Source organism: Vibrio pelagius (assembly GCF_024347575.1).
Lineage (GTDB): Bacteria > Pseudomonadota > Gammaproteobacteria > Enterobacterales > Vibrionaceae > Vibrio > Vibrio pelagius.
This window is the reverse complement of the sequence record NZ_AP025503.1, coordinates 2,181,724-2,201,609: the sequence shown is the minus strand read 5'-3', so window position 1 is coordinate 2,201,609 and position 19,886 is coordinate 2,181,724. Positions and strand designations below refer to the sequence as shown.

Here is a 19,886-nt window from a genome sequence, read left to right as displayed (position 1 = left end):
GTCAGTCTATCTTAGTGAGACTTCTTTTCGTCAAGCGAAGAGATTAGTGCCTCGGCAAATTTTTCAGCAATTCCTTTGCGTTGTGAAGCAGCAACGTTCTGATTTAAGACATTGGTTGCGATATTTCCGGCGATCATCAGTGAAAGTTCTGGTGAAGCTTTGTGCTTAGACAGTACAGCACCTACTTCAGCTAGGATGTTTTCAACTTGTTCATCTGTGTATTTAGATATAATCGGCATAAGGACTCTAATAATGATAGTAAAAGCGGCTTATGATAACCTACAATTCACGACAACTGAAACCTGAACGATAATATTTTCATTATGAGCCTTCATCTTTCCAACGTAATTTTACACCAGCTGAGCAAGAACGATCAGGATGAACTGATTGTTAACTTCCGTGCTGAGTCTCTCGACAACGACGCTTCATCTGAAAGCTTAGTGGCTGAACTGCATCGCGTTTTCAACTCTAAACCTGGTAAAGGGTTTGGTTCATTTAAGTCCGACAGCGAATTTCAACAGTGGTTGCATGAACTTCGTAAGGGCGAGACAAATTTCTACGATTTCTCACAAAAAAGTGCTCAACGCCTGAAAGAAGAGCTCTCAAAATACCCATTTGCTGATGAAGGGACACTGGTTTTAGCAGAATATCAGTCGCTTGCGACAGACTACCTATTCATCGGCCTACTGCCATCAAACCAGAGCCTCAAAGTGACCGAAGGCCTTGATATCAGCGCGACAGACTACCTAGATATCTCAAAAATGGACATTGCGGCTCGCCTTGATCTGTCGACGTATGAAACGGATAAAGAGTCGAACCGCTACCTTGCCTACATTAAAGGTCGTGTTGGCCGTAAAGTGGCAGACTTCTTCCTCGACTTTTTGCAAGCTGAAGTCGGTTTGGATGCTAAGCAACAGAACCAAGTGCTGATGCAGGCAGTAGAAGATTTCGTTTCTGACTCTAAATTAGAGAAAGAAGAAGCGATCAGCTACAAAAAACAGGTAGCTGATTACTGCAATGAACAACTAAAAGCGGGTGATGAGGTTCAGGTACGTGAGCTTTCTGGAGAGCTTCCTCCAAGCACAGACGGTACTAGCTTTTTAGATTACACCAGTGAACAGGGTTATGAGCTTGAAGAGAGTTTCCCTGCTGACCGCGCCACAATGCGCAAGCTGACCAAGTTTGTTGGCGCAGGTGGTGGTTTGAACGTAAGTTTTGATAGTTTGCTGCTTGGAGAGCGTATTTTTTACGATCCGGAAACAGATACACTGACGATTAAAGGCACACCACCGAACTTACGTGATCAGTTGACTAGAAATAAGTCATAGAGTTAAGTTAAACATGAGTGGCAGCAGGACGCTGCTACTTCACTTGTTTTGGGGCTCTGTTGCCCCTGTCGATGCCTGTCTCGTCGAATCATTGAACCACAACAAGGAATGTCGATGGAATTATCTATGAGACCACAGTCTGCAGTGAAAAGAACAACAAAAATCATCGCGGTTGTTTTTATTGCTTGGCTTATCCCAGCCCTGATGCTACTGAACTTAAGTCGTGCCTATAACCAGTCACTCGAACAGATTGAAGAGCTAGGCATCCGTGTGACTGAACTTAGGCAGTCACTCTATTTTTCAGAGCCACTTCGTGTCTCAAGAATCAACGACATGGCACTTGATGCTCAACTCGTTTATTCACTAAGATTACAAGTTGAATCCGATTACAAAAACGCGTGGCTTCGCCCAGATGTAAACCAACTGCTTTACGTTGTTGACCAGTTCTTAGAAAAGTTTAATGAATTTATACCGATAGAGAGTCAGGTTCAGTATCTGGTCGAAGATATTAAGGCGTTGAGAAGTGATTCAAATACTTCTGAGCAAATGCAGTCACTGTTGAATCAGTTCGGTACTGTCGTGTTCCAAGCCATGTATTCAGAAAATCATACCTCTTCTTCTATCTACCGCGCATTCGATTCAATCTTAGACCGCTCCTATCAGTTGGGTGAGGGGGAACAAGACGCGATGCAACAACTGCTCGCGGATGCTGCTTCACTATTGGGAAATTACGCTCAACTCAATTACTTGGTTGATAGAATCAAAAAGAACTCTGTCAATGAGCAGATTATCGTACTGGAAAATCAATACTACTCAGGTCAATTTTATATATTGACCTCACTGGCTGTTTTAAGTGTTCTTGCCTTCGGCTGTTTGGCTTTTGTGCGCCTTACATCGGTCACATCTACAGCATATGAGTATAAACAACCACTGTCTGATGACAACCAGTCGATTGATACCTCATCCACACAGAATTCAGAACCGCAAGAACTCAAAGGCTATGTGGAAAGTGATTCAACCTCCGCTGAAAGTGAGCACAAGCCGACGATTGAGACCTCAACTTTTGAAGAAAGGACAAGTGAGCGTACTGTGGTTGAGGCGGGTGGGTCAGTGTCTAATCATCCAATATCGACACCGGCTGCTGATTCAGTAGCGTTGGAAAACGTGATTCCACTGCAACAGAAAGAACAGAGCGCTGTATTTATTGATACAGACAATGACAATCCAGTGATTGAAATAGAGGAGATGCTTGAGACTCTAGATGGTGATCATGAATCGGTGATATTACTTTTGAGCGTGTTTGTGGAAGACCATGCCAATGATTTCAACAAGTTCATGGAGCTAAAAACCGACGATACAGTGGCAGCAGCCCGTGTTGTGCATAGCTTAAAAGGTGTCGCTGGTAGTATCAAAGCATCAAGATTGGCTAAAGTTTCGACCCGTGTTGAAGCTAAGATGAAAAAGTCTGAGCCGATAGAGGAAAGCGAATTGCAAGAATTGGAGTTCGCCATTGATGCGACGGTAGAAGCGGCTAAAGATCATATATCCCAACACGCATAAAGAACCGCGCAAATAAAAGAGCAACGACACTGGTTTCTTTTTAAGGAATAAACCAAGTGTGGTTGCTCTTTTTTCATTTGAGGGAGAGCGAGGTTAAGCTTGTTGTTTGTTCAACTCTAGCGTTTCTTCAGTTTCCACTGTGGATGCTGTAGGTTCACATTTATCTACAAACCAGCCCATGTAAGAGGTCACGATAGTTACGATAATACAGATGAAACTCAACCACATGAACGGAGCGTAAGACAGAGTGGCAACGCCCAGAATACTCGCCATGTAGATACCGTTATCACTCCAAGGAACCATACCAGAGGTAAGGGTGCCACCAAACTCTGCGTTACGTGATAGGTTCTTACGTTGGTAACCTAAACGGTCGTAGTTCTTCGCACAGATTTTTGGAGTAAGAATTAGAGATACGTACATTGCAGAACCAAATACATTACCCATAAAAGCCGTACCAATGGTGCTGGTGGCTAATGAGCCTGCGCTTTTTACGCGGCGCTCGAACACTTTTGCAATTGTCTCTAGTACGCCCACTTTATCGAGCAAACCACCAAAGCCTAAACCAAACACAATCACGGCTACTGAACCTAGCATTGAAGACATGCCACCGCGGTTCAAGATTGAATCGATAAATTCGACACCGGAAGAGATAGAGAACGGAGCCCAAGCTGTATTAAATGCCGTCAGGAAGTCGATCTCTTGAATCATCACTGCCCAAATAATACCAAGCAGAGAACCGAAGCTAATCACTGGGAATGAAGGCATACGGAATGCAAGCAGCCCCAATACAATTAGAACAGGAACGAAAGAGTAAGGGGTGATGTAAAATTGTACTTCCATCGCCTTGATCACAGACTCAACTTGGCTCATGTCAACGTTGCCTGCGTAGTGGAAGCCAAACGCTGTAAACATAACGCCAGTGATGATGTAACTGATGAGCGCAACTGGCAGCATACCTTTAATATGCTCGACCACTTCTACGTTAGACATTGAAGAAGCAAGGATGACTGAGTCAGACAGTGGAGACATCTTGTCACCAAAGTAACAACCCGAAAGTACAGCACCTGCAGTTATTGGGGCTGGAACACCTAAACCTTGTCCAATACCCATCATCGCAATACCTGCTGTACCTGCAGCGCCCCACGAAGTGCCCGTCGCGAGTGCTGTCAATGAACAGATGATCATTGTCGCGAGTAGGAAAATTGACGGGTGAATTGCTTTCAAACCGTAGTAGATAATGGTCGGAACAATACCGCCAGAGATCCATGTACCCACTAACGCACCTACCGCTAAAAGTATTAAAACAGCGCCTAAGCCATTAGAGATCCCATTGAGTGCGGCTTTTTCTAAGTCTTTGTATTGATGGCCTAGTCGAATACCTAAAACCATGATGATAAACCAACCGATGTACAGCGCGAGTTGGATAGGAAGATCAAGCTTCGCTGTAAAAGAAAACGCGAGGGATAAAAATAGCCCTAACGAAATGAAAACCTGCATCAAGTTCGGTAGGCGAGTTTTACTCTGCTGCATAAAAGCCTCTTATTATTTCGAGCATTATAGTGCTTCGTTATAGTGTGGGGGTACGAATTGGACACTACATTAATAAGATGATTATATCGAAAAATAACATTAAAGTTGTGATATTTAACTAATTAATATCTCGTTTTTAGTATCAAAAACTGGTTATTTGTTAAATTAATGATTTAATAATGTTGATTTTTGTTGCACGTTATTTTCGTCATGTGAACGATTATTTCGTGTTTTGGCTTTTTGTAGAGATAACTTCTGACTGGAATTTGTGCGTATTGATTTTAGTTTGAGCTAAATGGTCGTTCGAAAACCTGAGAAAAGACATTTGGTGTGTGCTTTCTGTACTTTAGCTGAGTGAATCTGATCCTAGATAACTCGTATATTCATTACGTTCACCGAAAAGAAACGAAAAAGTTACACTTTTTGACAAAAAGCACTTGAGTTCTGTTACTGAAAAACTAAAGATGGGGGAGTAAATTAATTTTTAAACATGGAGAGTTCGAGATGAGAGTAGGTCTAGTTGGTTGGCGTGGTATGGTTGGTTCTGTACTAATGCAACGTATGGTGGAAGAACGAGACTTCGACCTGATTGAACCTGTTTATTACAGTACATCTCAAATCGGTATCCCAGCCCCTGTTCTTGGTGGTAAAGATGCGGGTCTACTGCAAGATGCATTCGATATTGATAGCCTAAAGCAACTTGATGCTGTGATTACATGTCAAGGCGGTGACTACACATCAAAAGTTTACCCGGCATTGCGACAAGCAGGTTGGAAAGGTTACTGGATCGACGCAGCATCTACTTTACGTATGGATGCCGATTCTATTATTACTCTTGACCCAGTGAACTTGGCGCAAATCCAACAAGGCATTCACAGTGGCACCAATACGTTTGTTGGCGGCAACTGTACGGTCAGCTTAATGCTTATGGCGCTAGGTGGTCTTTACGAAAAAGGCATGGTTGAGTGGATGAGCGCAATGACGTACCAGGCAGCTTCTGGCGCGGGTGCTAAGAACATGCGTGAGCTGATCTCACAAATGGGTGTTATCAACGACAGCGTAAGCTCTGAGCTTGCGAACCCTGCGAGTTCTATTCTTGATATCGATAAGAAGGTTGCAGACACCATCCGCTCAGAATCTTTCCCGACAGATCAATTTGGTGCGCCTCTTGCAGGTTCATTAATCCCTTGGATTGATGTGAAGCGCGAAAATGGCCAGAGCAAAGAAGAGTGGAAAGCGGGCGTTGAGGCGAATAAGATCCTCGGTCTAGACGGTCAACCGATTCCAATCGATGGGACTTGTGTACGTATCGGTGCGATGCGTTGTCACGCACAAGCGCTGACCATCAAGCTTAAGCAAGACGTTCCAATGGACGAGATCGAAGAGATCATCGCAACGCACAATGACTGGGTTAAAGTGATTCCAAACGAGCGTGATATTACGGCTCAAGAGCTAACACCAGCGAAAGTAACAGGTACTATGTCTGTACCAGTAGGCCGTCTACGTAAGATGTCTATGGGTAACGACTTCCTAAACGCATTCACAGTCGGTGACCAACTACTATGGGGTGCTGCAGAACCTCTACGTCGTACTCTACGCATCATCCTTGCTGAGAAGGCGTAGTATAAAGAGTTCTCTGTTTTGAGGTGAGAGGGGCGTTGCCCTTTTTAAACTCGTCGCTTAATGAAAGTCTAAAGCCGGTGTTTATACATCGGCTTTTTTGACCACTGGAGGCCAGTTTATCTAAGGCTCAATCTGTTTAGATATTGAAACTTGTCCTTCACACTAAAAAGAACAAAGATCCCCAACTCGTTCGTTCCTCACTCTTGAGGATGACGAGAGATTACCTCCAAACCTACGTCATTCCCGATAGCGACGAAGGAGCGTAGTCGGGAATCTCGTTATTCGGATCTCGCTACCCGAATCTCGTATCTGCTTCTAAATCTTTTCGCATCTCGCCGTTCGAATCCCGAATCCGCTCCTACTCAATCCTCAACCACAACTCGTTTATCTGGATCAGCCAATTCACCACCGCAATATTTGCAATAAAGGGCATCTGAGTCGTGACCTGAGCGACTGCAGTTGGGACATTTCACTAGCTGCTTATGTGCATTCATTTCATTGCTCAATTCAGCGGTAATAATACCAGTCGGTACAGCTAGGATTGAGTAACCTAATAGCATGGTTAGCGATGCAATGGCTTTGCCGAGCACGGTTTGTGGAATGATATCGCCGTATCCAACCGTTGTAATTGTAACAATGGCCCAATAAATACTTTGGGGAATGCTAGTAAATCCATTCTCAGGCCCTTCGATAACAAAGATGAGCGACCCAAAAATGGTAACCAAAATTCCAACTGTACTGAAGAATATCAGGATTTTACGCCTAGCCATCAGCAGCGAACGCAAAAGGATGTTGGAGTCTTGCAGGTAGCGAACGAGCTTTAGGATGCGGAATATACGCATTACCCGCAGCAGCCTGACCACGCCCATGAACGATGCACTAGGGATGAGTATCGCTAAATAGGTGGGCAAAATCGCAAGGAGGTCAACAACGCCATAGAAGCTAGTGGCATAAGATTTAGGATTGGGTGAGCAATACAGTCTCAATAGATACTCAATGGTAAACAGCGCGGTAAATGTGTATTCAATATAACGCAGTTCTTGTGACCAATTTTTCATCATAGGCAGTGATTCAAGAATCAAAACTACTAAAGAAGCAATGATCGCTACGAGCAATGAGATATCAAAGATACGCCCTGCTCGGGTGTGTGTACCAAAAATGATGATATATAGGTGATGTTTAAGAGAGTGTCGAGACATGATGGTAAAGAGTACTTTTTATAATGACCTACTCAATATCATACTTGGTTGACATAAATGAGGCGAGTGAAAGCCTATACTTTACTCGCCTCGATATGGGTATCAGCGCTGGTTAAACGTATTCTTGATTACGCTAAACCAGGGAATAGGTTACGAAGGCCATTGGCGATGAACTCAATACCCAGAGCACCAAGGATCAGACCCATGATACGTGTGATCACGTTGATTCCAGTTTGACCTAGGAACCTTACAATCACGGGTGCGGAGCGGAACAGTAACCATGAGCAAATTGCAAAAGCGACGATACTGATACCGATACCTATGGTGTCAATGGCTGCTGGGTAGCGAGAACCGTAAACAATAGTTGAACTGATCGCACCTGGCCCTGCCATCAGAGGCATTGCAAGAGGGACAACACCGATTTGCTCGCGGCTAACGTATTCCGATTTTTCTTGCTTGTTCTGCTTATCTTCACCCAACTTGCCGCTCATCATTGAAAACGCAATGCTAAGAAGCAGTAAACCACCGGCAACTCGGAACGAGTCCAAAGATATGCTGAACATGTCCAACAGCATTTGTCCTGCTATTAATGACACAATCAATATAACCGCTACTGCGACGTTAGCCTGTAGCGCTGTTCGATTTTTCTCTTCAGGTGGCATATGAGCCGTGAGAGAAACGAAAACAGGCATGATACCGATAGGGTTTACAGCAGCGACAAGCCCAAGGAAGAATTGCAGAAAGATTGCGAGTTCTAAACCTTGCATGAGAGCGATCTCCAGTTAGCGTGAATAGTAAAGTGACGTTGATCTGACTTATATCAGAGTGCGTAATGTAAGGGACAAATTCAAAGAGTGCGAATGAAAAAAACTAACCTGAAAAGGGGGCTGGTTTTTAGAAAAACTAATTGAGTGATAGATCTGTAGTTTGAATGTTGCAAGGTGGTATTTGGTGTTTCGTATTGTAATTTGATTTGAACCAAATGTTAGCTCGCGCACGCTTTTAATAAAAATTATGACAGTTTGTCATCCGTTGCAATGGGATGGATATACTCTCAGTAGCACAATTTTTGCCGTGTACATGTAATTGAGCTGATTAAAAATGAAACTTTTTTACAGAATATGACATTAATTAGAAAAAAAATATCTATGTGCTTGTTTTTTATACGAGTGTGAATTGTGATATTAGTCTATATAAATCATGAGTTTATGGATATTTTTGCGATTGCCTTACCACTTATTGGTTAATTCTTTTTGGGTAACTGATCTGGGTCAATTTTTTTCACACACTGAAATAATATACTCAGTTCCGAAAGCAATTTACTAAGAACGCTGTTGGCAACCGAGTGACGACACAGTGAAATTAATAAAAAGTTTTTAATATTTATTATTTTAGGAGATCCACCATGCCTGTAACTAACTTAGCTGAACTAGATGCTCTAGTAGCACGCGTTAAAGCAGCACAAGAAGAGTTCGCAACTTTCTCTCAAGAAAAAGTAGATGCTATCTTCCGCGCAGCTTCTCTTGCAGCTAACCATGCTCGTATCCCGCTAGCTCAACAAGCGGTAGCAGAATCTGGAATGGGTATTGTTGAAGATAAGGTAATCAAAAACCACTTCGCGTCAGAATTCATCTACAACAAATACAAAGACGAAAAAACGTGTGGCATCTTAGAAGAAGATGACAACCTAGGTACAATGACTATCGCAGAACCTGTAGGTATCATCTGTGGTATCGTACCAACCACTAACCCAACTTCTACTGCGATCTTTAAGTCTCTTATCTCACTTAAAACTCGTAACGGCATCATCTTCTCGCCACACCCACGTGCGAAGAACTCTACAAACGATGCAGCGAAACTTGTACTAGACGCAGCAGTAGCAGCAGGTGCTCCAAAAGACATCATCGGTTGGATCGACCAACCATCTGTAGAGCTTTCTAACGCTCTTATGAAGCACGACGGTATCGCACTTATCCTTGCAACTGGTGGTCCAGGCATGGTTAAAGCCGCATACTCTTCTGGTAAGCCAGCTATCGGTGTAGGTGCAGGTAACGTTCCTGTAGTTATCGATGAAACAGCTGACATCAAACGTGCTGTTGCTTCAATCCTTATGTCTAAGACTTTCGATAACGGCGTAGTATGTGCTTCTGAGCAAGCTGCTATCGTAGTTAGCGAAGTATACGACGAAGTAAAAGAGCGTTTCGCTTCTCACAAAGCTCACGTTCTATCTAAAGCTGACGCTGACAAAGTACGTAAAGTACTTCTAATCGACGGTAACCTGAACGCGAAAATCGTAGGCCAACCTGCTCCAGCAATCGCTGAAATGGCTGGTGTTAAAGTTCCTGCTGACACTAAAGTTCTTGTAGGTGAAGGTCTAGGTAAAGTTTCTTACGATGACGAATTCGCTCACGAGAAACTGTCTCCAACTCTAGGTCTATTCCGTGCTGACAACTTCGAAGACGCAGTTGCCCAAGCGGAAACAATGGTTGAAATCGGTGGTATCGGTCACACATCTGGTCTTTACACTAACCAAGACGTTAACGCAGACCGCATCCGTTACTTCGGTGACAAGATGAAGACTGCACGTATCCTTGTAAATATCCCAACTACTCACGGTGGTATCGGTGATCTTTACAACTTTAACGTAGCACCGTCTCTAACTCTTGGTTGTGGTTCTTGGGGTGGTAACTCTATCTCTGAGAACGTAGGTCCTAAGCACCTTATCAACAAGAAAACTGTAGCTAAGCGAGCTGAAAACATGTTGTGGCACAAACTACCTAAGTCTATCTACTTCCGTCGTGGTAGCCTTCCAATCGCAATGAGCGACCTAGAAGGTAAGAAACGCGCATTCCTAGTAACTGACCGTTTCCTATTCAACAACGGTTACGCTGACGAAGTAGTTAAACTGCTTAAAGAGCAAGGTATCGAAGTTCAAACATTCTTCGACGTAGAAGCGGATCCAACACTATCTGTTGTTGAGAAAGGTGCAGAAGCAATGAAGAGCTTCCAACCTGACGTAATCCTAGCTCTAGGTGGTGGTTCACCAATGGATGCTGCGAAGATCATGTGGGTAATGTACGAGCACCCAGAAACTCACTTCGAAGAACTAGCAATGCGCTTTATGGACATCCGTAAACGTATCTACAAGTTCCCTAAAATGGGTAAGAAAGCTGAGCTTGTATGTATCACTACAACTTCAGGTACGGGTTCAGAAGTTACGCCATTCGCGGTTGTTACAGACGACAAGACTGGTGCGAAGTACCCACTAGCTGACTACGAAATCACGCCAAACATGGCTATCGTTGATGCTAACCTAGTAATGAACATGCCTAAGTCTCTAACAGCATTCGGTGGTTACGATGCAGTAACTCACGCTCTGGAAGCTTACGTATCTGTTCTTGCGAACGAGTACTCAGACGGTCAAGCTCTACAAGCACTTAAGATGCTTAAAGAGTACCTACCTTCAAGCTACGCGAACGGTGCAAACGACCCAATCGCTCGTGAGAAAGTACACAACGCGGCAACTATCGCTGGTATCGCATTTGCGAACGCATTCCTAGGTGTTTGTCACTCTATGGCGCACAAGATTGGTGCTGAGTTCCACCTACCACACGGTCTGGCGAACGCACTACTAATCTCAAACGTGGTACGTTACAACGCGAACGATAACCCAACTAAGCAGACTGCATTCTCTCAGTACGACCGTCCACAAGCACGTCGTCGTTACGCTGAAGTTGCTGACCACCTAGGCCTAAGCCAAGCTGGTGACCGTACTGCTCAGAAGATTGAACGTCTACTAGCATGGCTAGACGAGCTGAAAGGCGACCTAGACATTCCTAAGTCAATCAAAGAAGCGGGTGTTTCTGAAGCTGACTTCGTCGCTAAGCTTGATGAGCTAGCGGTAGAAGCGTTCGATGACCAATGTACTGGTGCGAACCCACGTTACCCACTAATCACTGAGCTTAAAGACGTACTACTAGCGTCTTACCACGGCCAAGCTTACGTTGAAGGCGAAACTTTCGAAGGTACTACTGTAATCCTTAAGAAAGCTGACCAAAAACCAGCAGAAGCTAAAGCGCCAAAAGCTAAAAAAGAAAAAGCTGACGCTTAATTAGATTCAGTTTTGAGATAGATTTTCGCTAGCACGTTAATCTACAATCGGGAAAAGAGCAAAGCCCCAGTCGAGAGACTGGGGCTTTTTTTTAATGTACAAGTTTGAGGTTTTGAGTGTGTAATCGTTGTAGGGAGAGGATGGTTTGGTTGTAGGAATCCCCCTACACAACTCAATAAAATTAATAAAAATCAACATCTTATAAATCCCGCTTCAATGCGGCCAAATTGACTTGCTTTGGCTAGGCGGTAATCTACCTTTCTTAGTTAAGTTTGGTATTTTTATGCGTTCGTTAATTCTCTTAGCATCCCTTATTGTTGTCTCTTTTTTTTCTTATTCTCAAACAGAAAATCTAACCTTCAACTCTCAAGAGCGTGAGTTTATTGCAGAGCACCGTGTTATATCTGTTGGTTTGCTACCAAATACATGGGCGCCATATTCCACAAGTTACGAATCAGGCACTTCTTTTGGGATCAACAATGACTATATGAAGAATATCGCTCAAATACTAGGTTTTGAGCTTGAATATCAGCCTTACCCATCAGTCGATGCTTTATTGGATGCGGTAGAAGCAGGCAATGTAGATATTGCATTAGGTGTTCGATATACAAATGAAAGGAGCAATGTGTTCCTATTTTCAGAACCTTTTTTTAATGGCAGCGTAGCAATCTGGTACCGCAATAAAAAAGCACAGTTCATCTCTCCACAGTTATTGAATTGGAGCTGTGTTAAAGGCTCTTTTTATTGTGAAATTCTCGAAGAGAAAAAAATACCGAACATTATATCAGTCCAGAATTTTGACCAAGCTATCACATTAGTAAATAGCGGAGCTGTTGATGCAATTGCTGCCAATTTTGTCTCTATCAACTCCTACCTCAATAATCATGATGTTATTCGAGGCGTTGTCGAAACTCTAGACTGGTTAGAGACAGATACACTTCATGCCATTGGAAATAAAAATCAAAAACAGCTGATTGCATTGATAGATAGAGTGCTTAAAAAAGAAAGTAAAGGCCTAAATCAACCTTCTATACGTTCATTGAACCCTTATCACTTGAGTGAGCAATTAGCACGTACTTATAAGCAAGTCCACAAGAGCGATATTGAATATTCAATGCAGTTTGATCTATACCCACTGTCATTTAAAAACTCAAAAGGTGAGGTAGACGGCTATTTCCATGATTTTATGGAATTATTACAAGCAAGATCAGGCATACAGTTTTCATTCAAGCAATCAGATCATTACACCGCATTACAAATGCTAGAGAGGGGAGATATCAAAGTTGCTCCTATCGTGAAAGGTATGAAGATTGATAATGGAAAATACATTACGTCAGAGCCTTTTTTTACTCAAGTATATTGGCCTGTTATTAAAAACCCTGGGTTCGTGGCTAGGATGCTTGAACCGAAAAATAACAAGTCAAAAGCTGGGGTATTAACTAACTCAAGTTCCAAGAAATTTTCATATATAAAAATGGTTGTGAAGGGTGAAGTCGTTCCCTATAACGACGTGCAAGATCTTATGAAAGATCTCACTGACAACAAGATAGATATTGCCTACTTACCACAGGACATAACGCAATCATTAGTAGTACAAGATAGAAACGATCAATTCTTGCTTGAGCCAGAGAATGCGATTGAGCTTGATCTTGTTTTTGCTATGAAGAAAAACGACGTATTACTACAAGCGTTAATAAACAGTGTACTCAATACTATTGATAATAATGAAGTAGAGAAACTAAAGCATGGGTATCGCCAATTTAAAGTTGTGCACGGGTTTGATAAGCATGATGTTTATATCATCGCTGGTGGCGTGTTGTCGTTTATTCTTTTTGTGGGCACGTTAATCTATTTTGCAATCGCAAACTTGAAGTTGAAAATGCGAGTCACACAACAACTGGCAGAATCAGCTGAATCAGAAAAAGAGTGGTTGAGAAGCATCATAGAAGAGCTACCAAGCACGATTTTCATTCAAGATGAACAGGATGAAATTGCGCAAAGTAACTGTAAATCATACTTAGATAACGAGTGTTTAGGCTGCTCGTTATTATCTCAAAAAAGTAATGACAATCATGCTGTGTGTAGTACTCAACAACTCATCGAAAGTAGTGGGTCAGTAACAGACAGTTGCCAAGCCCAGAGTTGTGCAATTGGTATCGAACAGTTTGAAAGGACGAGGAAAAACCTTAGCTCTCCGGTGAGTGGTAAAGGTTATGTGCTTTCTATTCTTAATGATGTGACAGAACAAAAGCAGTATGAAGAGCAATTGATAGAAGCTAAAAAAGCTTCAGAGCTTGCAACGCAAATGCGAGAGCAATTTCTCGCAACAATGAGCCATGAGTTAAGAACCCCAATCGCTGCCTTAAGTAGTTCTCTAGAGATGATTGAGCGTTATAACCAAGATGAGAGCATCGCGCTTGTCACCCCGCTGGCAAAGCAATCCTGTGTGCACTTGAACCGCTTGGTCGATGAAATACTGGATTTCTCAAAGCTTAATGCCAATGAGCTTTCAATTGAGCCTACAGAGCTGAATTTTGTTCAACTGATGAATGAAACGACTAAGCCATTTGAATCTCGGGCCTTGGAAAAAGACCTGCAGTTTGATGTCGATGTGTCTTCGAATGATTCAGATCTCATCATGATTGATGGTGTTAGGTTAACGCAAATCGTAAACAACTTACTTTCGAATGCTATTAAGTTTACTCAAGTGGGAAGTATCAATGTACGCAGTTACATTTCCGAAAGCGCGTTGCACCTCATTGTCAAAGATACTGGGATCGGCATGTCTACATCTCAACTCAATGATGCATTTAAGCCATTCACACAGGCCGATAATTCAATTGAACGCAGCTATGGAGGAACAGGGCTGGGTTTAAGTATTGTCGAACAACTTGTCACTAATATGGGAGGAAAAATAATGGCTGAGAGCGCGTTAAACCACGGTACTTCCATCAAAGTAACAATACCTATTACAGTCGTAACTAAGCGTGAATCAGATGAAGCTTCTAATGTAAAACCAGTTACGCCAACAGCCGAGCAGCTAGAGTTCAAAGCACTGAATTTGAAGGTTCTGGTTGCGGAAGACAACGCGATCAATCGTCATTTAATGAAAATTCAGTTGCAAGAAATGGGTATTACTCCTGTTGTTTGTGTCAATGGGCAAGAAGCATACGCGCTATTGACTCAGCCTGAAAATAACTTTGATGCACTGATTACGGATTGCCATATGCCAATACTTAATGGATATGAATTGGCGTTTATTATTCGTTCAAATGAAAAGTTAGCTGATCTCTTCATTATCGGTTGTACGGCGGAAGACCCGAGATTAACTGAAAAGAAAAATGGACAGAATTCCTTCGATATCCTTCTTCATAAACCTTATGGAGTTGATGAGCTATATCAGCCTTTGAGTCATGTACAAAACATAAAAAACCAAAAATTGAAAGGATTGCGACAGGAGACTGGATGGCTGGACTCGTTCTCCAAGCAGAAAGCGATCACCATCGCCAACATATTTGAGGCCTCCATGGAAGAAGATCTTAAGGCGTTAACCTTGGCCGAATCAGAAAAAGAAATACGCTCAATCGCTCATAGAATTAAAGGTGGCTGTTTCGCTGTTGGTGTTGAGGACTTGGGAAAATGCGCTAGCGAATTAGAAACAGCGGTTACCTCAGAAATCGGTACTCGCAGGCAAGAATTAAAGAGACAAATGAATATTGAAATTACTAGAGTTAAATCGTGGTGTAAGAAAAATGGATAACATAAAAATACTCATAGTCGACGACCAGCCATTGCAACTTCATGTTTTGGAGTGGGTTTTACGTGATGTAGGAATAACTGATGTCAATAGTTGCTTATCAGGGAGAGAAGCGATTCAACTTGGTAAGAAAAATAAGTACGACTTGATATTTGTTGATCTTAACATGCCAGATATTGACGGAGTTGAACTGCTTGTTGAATTAAGTGAAATTGGATATAGCGGAGGGATAGTCGTATTAAGTGCGGTTGATGCTTCGGTTTTAAATACGGTTGGTTACCTTTGCCAACAATTGAAATTTGACTTTGTTCGAGAGCTAAGCAAGCCTTGCCAAAGTGATGATTTGGAGAAGTTACTCAATGACTTTGTCAATAGCCGACCAAAGAAAGGGAGTATGGAAGACTTATATTTACCTAGTCAGTTGGAGTTGAAAGAGGCAATTAGTGAAGGACAATTGATTAACTACTATCAACCTCAATTTGATTTCAATAGTAAGAAACTTGTTGGTGTAGAAGCCTTAGTTCGTTGGGACCATCCACAGAAAGGTTTAATTCCTCCGTATGTGTTTCTTACGCAAATAGAAAAATTTGGAATGGATAATGAATTGTTTGATGTCGTGCTAACTAAAGCCCTTACGGATATTTCTTTAGGCTACATAACTTGTTCTGTATCCATCAATGTTGGACAAGCCAACATAGACAGCTGTCACTTTTCTGACCATTTACTCGGCTCTTGTAAGAAATTCAATGTAGATCCTGCAAGCTTAATCATTGAATTAACTGAAACAGACGTTTACAACGATAGTATTAATATACTCAAAAACTTAGCTAGGCTACGGTTACATCGAGTAGGGGTATCGATTGACGACTTTGGCACGGGTTATTCATCGCTCATTAAACTGGCACATTTGCCTTTTACTGAGATGAAAATTGATAGAGGTTTTGTTACTGATTGTATTAATGATGAAACTAAAAAAACCATAATAGAAGCAACCGCCAATCTAGCAAGAAAATTACATATTCAGACTGTTGCCGAAGGTATAGAAGATCAAAACACTTGGAATCTGGTTCACCAGTTCGGTGTAGACATTTGTCAAGGGTATTTCACGGGTAAACCTGTTCCGATAGAGGAATTAACACCTTTATGTTCAGTAATCGGGGAATGAAAGTTGTGATACATAAAGAGTTAGTGAACTGCTTGGTGGTAGACGACCATCCATTAGTATGTGTGGCCATTGAAACATTATTAAACAGTATTGATTATATTGAGTCCGTAACAAGTGTTAACGATGGAATAACAGCACATAAAATATTAAAAAACAAACCCATTAACTTGTTAATTTTAGATGTGAATTTAGGTGATTCTGATGGTTTCGACTTCTTGAGAAGAGCCAAAGCTCATGGCTATAAGGGTAAAGTATTGTTTATCTCGTCGAGCGATAACGCCATTCACATCAACACTGCATTTAAAATGGGTGCCGATGGCTACCTATGTAAATCAGAAAACTTTCACCTAATCGCGGATGCAATAGATAGTATTGCAAAAGGATATTCTATTTTTAAGTTTAGAAATAATAACAATAATTCAGGTAAGGCCGAACTTTCGAAAAGGGAGATAGTAGTATTTAACTACTTAGTTCAAGGTAAATCAAACAAATATATAGCGGATGTATTGTCATTGAGTGCTAAAACGGTTAGTACCTATAAACGAAGAATATTGGATAAATATAAAGTAAATAGTATTGTTGAATTGATCAAAGCGAGCGAATGTTAAATGAGGCCCTTGTTGAAAAGACTGAGGGATAACTTAGTTAACTCTCTTTTGCTATCACTATTCATATCTGTATTTGTGAATTTTTATACAGTAAATGATTTTATTGAAAAGGAATCAGTAAAGTTTCAATCAATCAAAAATTCATTCATTGGCAACAAATCAAAACTTATACTTTTAGGGATGTTGACTGAGGAGGCAATAAGTTCCTCGAATACTCAAAAAGAACAAAGCGGAATATCGATAAAAGGTTCATCTGCTATATATCAATATGGTGCAACTAACTCTGAATTATCAGCGCAAGAAGCCATTATTTATGACACCATGAATCACATGGTAAACCTTGATCCTCAGAGCATTGAATCGAACATAACGATACTCTATCGCTCTTTTAAGACCAGAAAGCTCTTTTCTACCCGATCCTTCGATGATTTAGTTGTAAAAGAGGACGCTTTTTCGCTCGAAAGATGCGAAGTCACCGGAACTTGCACGCTGAATGCGACTGAGAATCAACTCATTGACCGCGTGATTGTCTCGCCTATTTATCGAGACTTGCTATCAAACCGTGCGACGCTGAGTATTACAACGCCAGTATACTATTCTGGAGAAATTATTGGTGAGTATCTGGTTGATATATACGTAGACGGTAAAGAAATTTTAGAAGGTAAAGAGATCTCAACTCTTGAAAAAGGAATTTATAATGCGACAGTTATTGAAGAGCGCGATTACCCATTCTCTGATTTTTCTTATGTATTGGAGTTCGTTACAGATAATCGCTCTCTGTTAATCTACAAAATCCCCTTCACAAAACTGGTTGTTGATACACTTTGGATTAATGGCATAATTTTCTGCTTTGTCTTTACTTTACTTTGGAAAGTGAGTGAACTTGGAATAAAACGAGAGAAATTGAAAGATGCAGAAAGGGTAGCAACTAGGGATGAGTTAACAGGTTTATATAATAGAGCTATTTTCAGAGATGAATCTTTTAAGCAGCTGACCGATAAATATTCTCTATCTATACTTGCTATTGATGGAAACAGAATAAAAAAAATCAATGACACCTATGGTCATGCTGTAGGTGATGAGGCGATCAAGCATATATCTTCATGTATGAAACGCATTTTTAGGGAAAGTGACTACCTTATTCGAACCGGAGGAGATGAGTTTTTGGCTCTGTTGCCCAACTGTAATGTGGATATGGCCTATATTCTTGCGGAAAAACTCAATAATTCGGTCGCTTCTTCACAGGTAGCTTTTCGTCACATTAACATCAGTATTAGCATAGGTGTTGTAGAGCAGCATATTGGTGAATCATTGGAGTCTGCAATTAGCCGAGCAGATTCAGAGTTATATAAGGAAAAAAACAACTATGAAGAGAACGACGCACCTATGGAGAAGAGTACTCAGTTAAGTTAAGCTATACGTAATCGATTTCGTTATTGGAATTAATAATGATCAACGACTTGAATTACAACTTTCTACGAGAACTTTCTTTACTTTACCGATACAGAAGTATGAAAGCCGTCGCGAATACACTGGGGGTAACCGAAAGTGCTGTAAGTAAGCGCTTAGCTCATTTAAGAGCTCATTTTGACGACCCATTATTTGTGAGAGTTGCGGGGGTACTAGAACCAACCCATTTTCTCGATAGTATTATGCCTGGGGTGAATCAAGGCTTAGAGTTACTTAATCAATCACTAAACCAGACGAAATCATTTGTTACTACTGAGCATAACGAAACTATCCGTATCGCCATTCACTCTTTAACTATGGAGCGGTATGGCTTAGAGATCTACAATGCGATAAGAGCAAAGTTTCCCAACCCCATGATCTCTATTGAAACTTGGTCATCTCAAACTGAAAATGACATTTTGGATAACCGTGTACAAGTAGGTATTAACTTTTTCAATGAAGCGCGTAGAAAGTCTCTTTATCAAGCTCGTGTCGTTGCAACAAAAGCCATTGTCGTTGTTTCCGCGACTAGCGATGTGAATTCATGGGAAGAAGCAGTCAAACTTCCGTTTATTTTTTTTCGTGTCCCTGGTTGGAATGACGAGCATCACCGATTTACCGATGAGTGTGCAAAAAAAGGGATTTTCTTTGATTATCAAGCAAAAACCGATGATATCGCGGTGGCGTGTCAGTTAGTGAATCAAAATGGCATGGCCGTGATGAGCCTAGAAAGCGTCATGGAAAATTCTGACTTTAAGCGTATTGAGGTTCCCAGTAAATTTGCATTTGAGGTTCCTATTGTTACTTGCTGTCGTTTAGTAAACCGAACTAACCCATTACACGATGCTTTGATTCGTATTATCAAGGAAGTTATCGTTTAGTGGGTACTATTCAGTGAGATAATCTCATTAATTTTGATGAGTTCAACTACCGTTGAAGCTGAAAACTTCGCGAGCACGCGAGACTTATATGTGCTGATGGTTTTTTCACTTAAGAAGAGTATTTCAGCTATCTGCTTATTGCTGTAACCTTTGACGAGGTACTGAAAAACGGTCAGTTCCCTACTTGAAAGATCATCAGGGCTGATGTTGAAATCTGATTCGCTTTGCTTGAATAAATTATAGCCACGTAAAACATGTAACATTGCATCGCGAACAATAAAGGTTGGCTCTGTTTTACTCACATAGCCATTAGCCCCATTCTTTTTCGCTAAAGCGGAATGTAGGTTGTAATCAAACTTTGAGATAAACAGAATCTTACCTTGGTAGCCTGTTTGTTTTGCCCTTTTCATCAACTCAAATCCACTGTCTTGACCTAATTCCACATCCACTGTTAACAGGTCGAAGCGTTCCTTTTTAAGTAGCGATAAAGAGTCTGCAATGGAGCTAGATTCTTTCACTTCAGCGACATTTTCTAGGCTAAGTAATTGTTGGGTTAGTGTCTCTCTTATGAGTGGAAAACTGTCAATAACTAAGCAACGTTTAGGTTGAGTGTTTAACATTTTTAATCTCTGTGGATGCAGGAAATGGTGAATATATCGAATTTATAAAGGAATG

General features: G+C 41.4%; 14 protein-coding genes. 9 read left to right on the top strand and 5 right to left on the bottom strand.

Annotated features, from left to right (window positions below):
- Positions 1 to 11 precede the first annotated feature (11 nt).
- Positions 12 to 239 carry a YejL family protein gene (locus vsple_RS09495; RefSeq protein WP_032551972.1) on the bottom strand — a complete coding sequence of 76 codons (228 nt, stop codon included), beginning with the start codon at positions 237 to 239 and terminating at the stop codon, positions 12 to 14.
- 84 nt (positions 240 to 323) lie between these two features.
- Here vsple_RS09495 and yejK point away from each other — a divergent pair, with 84 nt between their 5' ends.
- On the top strand, positions 324 to 1,328 hold the full coding sequence (gene yejK, locus vsple_RS09490; RefSeq protein ID WP_255230304.1) for a nucleoid-associated protein YejK: 1,005 nt from the start codon (positions 324 to 326) through the stop codon (positions 1,326 to 1,328).
- 114 nt (positions 1,329 to 1,442) lie between these two features.
- Entirely contained in the window at positions 1,443 to 2,888 is a 1,446-nt protein-coding gene (locus vsple_RS09485) for an Hpt domain-containing protein (protein ID WP_261881861.1), read from the top strand.
- Between the two features lie 93 nt (positions 2,889 to 2,981).
- Here vsple_RS09485 and nhaC read toward each other — a convergent pair whose 3' ends face one another.
- Entirely contained in the window at positions 2,982 to 4,418 is a 1,437-nt protein-coding gene (nhaC, locus tag vsple_RS09480) for a Na+/H+ antiporter NhaC (protein ID WP_255230306.1), read from the bottom strand.
- Between the two features lie 504 nt (positions 4,419 to 4,922).
- On the opposite strand from nhaC, the gene asd reads away from it, so the two are divergent.
- Positions 4,923 to 6,041, top strand: coding sequence for an aspartate-semialdehyde dehydrogenase (asd, locus tag vsple_RS09475; RefSeq protein ID WP_255230307.1), 1,119 nt, complete (start codon positions 4,923 to 4,925; stop codon positions 6,039 to 6,041).
- Positions 6,042 to 6,403: 362 nt separating this feature from the next.
- On the opposite strand, the gene vsple_RS09470 is transcribed toward asd, so the two are convergent.
- Both vsple_RS09470 and vsple_RS09465 read right to left on the bottom strand, forming a co-directional pair.
- Complete coding sequence (locus tag vsple_RS09470; protein ID WP_261881860.1) at positions 6,404 to 7,240, bottom strand: ion transporter; 837 nt, start codon at positions 7,238 to 7,240, stop codon at positions 6,404 to 6,406.
- A gap of 128 nt (positions 7,241 to 7,368) precedes the next feature.
- Positions 7,369 to 8,007: a YchE family NAAT transporter gene (locus vsple_RS09465; protein ID WP_255230309.1), complete on the bottom strand. Its 639-nt coding sequence runs from the start codon at positions 8,005 to 8,007 to the stop codon at positions 7,369 to 7,371.
- A 638-nt stretch (positions 8,008 to 8,645) separates the two neighbouring features.
- On the opposite strand from vsple_RS09465, the gene adhE reads away from it, so the two are divergent.
- The 6 genes from adhE (at position 8,646) to vsple_RS09435 (ending at position 19,211) form a co-directional block, all read left to right on the top strand.
- Positions 8,646 to 11,351, top strand: coding sequence for a bifunctional acetaldehyde-CoA/alcohol dehydrogenase (adhE, locus tag vsple_RS09460; RefSeq protein WP_261881859.1), 2,706 nt, complete (start codon positions 8,646 to 8,648; stop codon positions 11,349 to 11,351).
- A gap of 283 nt (positions 11,352 to 11,634) precedes the next feature.
- Positions 11,635 to 15,111: a hybrid sensor histidine kinase/response regulator gene (locus vsple_RS09455; RefSeq protein WP_261881858.1), complete on the top strand. Its 3,477-nt coding sequence runs from the start codon at positions 11,635 to 11,637 to the stop codon at positions 15,109 to 15,111.
- Positions 15,104 to 16,273, top strand: a complete 1,170-nt coding sequence (locus tag vsple_RS09450) for an EAL domain-containing response regulator (protein WP_261881857.1) — start codon at positions 15,104 to 15,106, stop codon at positions 16,271 to 16,273. Before vsple_RS09455 ends, vsple_RS09450 begins: the two co-directional genes overlap by 8 nt.
- On the top strand, positions 16,270 to 16,881 hold the full coding sequence (locus vsple_RS09445; RefSeq protein ID WP_261881856.1) for a response regulator transcription factor: 612 nt from the start codon (positions 16,270 to 16,272) through the stop codon (positions 16,879 to 16,881). The genes vsple_RS09450 and vsple_RS09445 overlap by 4 nt, the downstream gene beginning before the upstream one ends.
- A 12-nt stretch (positions 16,882 to 16,893) precedes the next feature.
- Entirely contained in the window at positions 16,894 to 18,294 is a 1,401-nt protein-coding gene (locus tag vsple_RS09440) for a GGDEF domain-containing protein (protein ID WP_261881855.1), read from the top strand.
- Between the two features lie 35 nt (positions 18,295 to 18,329).
- The gene (locus vsple_RS09435) at positions 18,330 to 19,211 is read left to right on the top strand and encodes a LysR family transcriptional regulator (RefSeq protein ID WP_261881854.1); all 882 of its coding nucleotides are present in this window, start codon (positions 18,330 to 18,332) and stop codon (positions 19,209 to 19,211) included.
- Here the strand turns inward: vsple_RS09435 and vsple_RS09430 are convergent.
- Positions 19,208 to 19,831, bottom strand: coding sequence for a response regulator transcription factor (locus vsple_RS09430; RefSeq protein ID WP_261881853.1), 624 nt, complete (start codon positions 19,829 to 19,831; stop codon positions 19,208 to 19,210). The two genes, vsple_RS09435 and vsple_RS09430, sit on opposite strands and share 4 nt — an antisense overlap.
- Between the last annotated feature and the right edge of the window lie 55 nt (positions 19,832 to 19,886).

What these genes read in the sequence shown, in the direction of transcription:
- vsple_RS09495 (WP_032551972.1), bottom strand. Translation starts at nt 239, where the DNA reads ATGCCGATTATATCTAAATACACAGATGAACAAGTTGAAAACATCCTA.
- yejK (WP_255230304.1), top strand. Translation starts at nt 324, where the DNA reads ATGAGCCTTCATCTTTCCAACGTAATTTTACACCAGCTGAGCAAGAAC.
- vsple_RS09485 (WP_261881861.1), top strand. Translation starts at nt 1,443, where the DNA reads ATGGAATTATCTATGAGACCACAGTCTGCAGTGAAAAGAACAACAAAA.
- nhaC (WP_255230306.1), bottom strand. Translation starts at nt 4,418, where the DNA reads ATGCAGCAGAGTAAAACTCGCCTACCGAACTTGATGCAGGTTTTCATT.
- asd (WP_255230307.1), top strand. Translation starts at nt 4,923, where the DNA reads ATGAGAGTAGGTCTAGTTGGTTGGCGTGGTATGGTTGGTTCTGTACTA.
- vsple_RS09470 (WP_261881860.1), bottom strand. Translation starts at nt 7,240, where the DNA reads ATGTCTCGACACTCTCTTAAACATCACCTATATATCATCATTTTTGGT.
- vsple_RS09465 (WP_255230309.1), bottom strand. Translation starts at nt 8,007, where the DNA reads ATGCAAGGTTTAGAACTCGCAATCTTTCTGCAATTCTTCCTTGGGCTT.
- adhE (WP_261881859.1), top strand. Translation starts at nt 8,646, where the DNA reads ATGCCTGTAACTAACTTAGCTGAACTAGATGCTCTAGTAGCACGCGTT.
- vsple_RS09455 (WP_261881858.1), top strand. Translation starts at nt 11,635, where the DNA reads ATGCGTTCGTTAATTCTCTTAGCATCCCTTATTGTTGTCTCTTTTTTT.
- vsple_RS09450 (WP_261881857.1), top strand. Translation starts at nt 15,104, where the DNA reads ATGGATAACATAAAAATACTCATAGTCGACGACCAGCCATTGCAACTT.
- vsple_RS09445 (WP_261881856.1), top strand. Translation starts at nt 16,270, where the DNA reads ATGAAAGTTGTGATACATAAAGAGTTAGTGAACTGCTTGGTGGTAGAC.
- vsple_RS09435 (WP_261881854.1), top strand. Translation starts at nt 18,330, where the DNA reads ATGATCAACGACTTGAATTACAACTTTCTACGAGAACTTTCTTTACTT.
- vsple_RS09430 (WP_261881853.1), bottom strand. Translation starts at nt 19,831, where the DNA reads ATGTTAAACACTCAACCTAAACGTTGCTTAGTTATTGACAGTTTTCCA.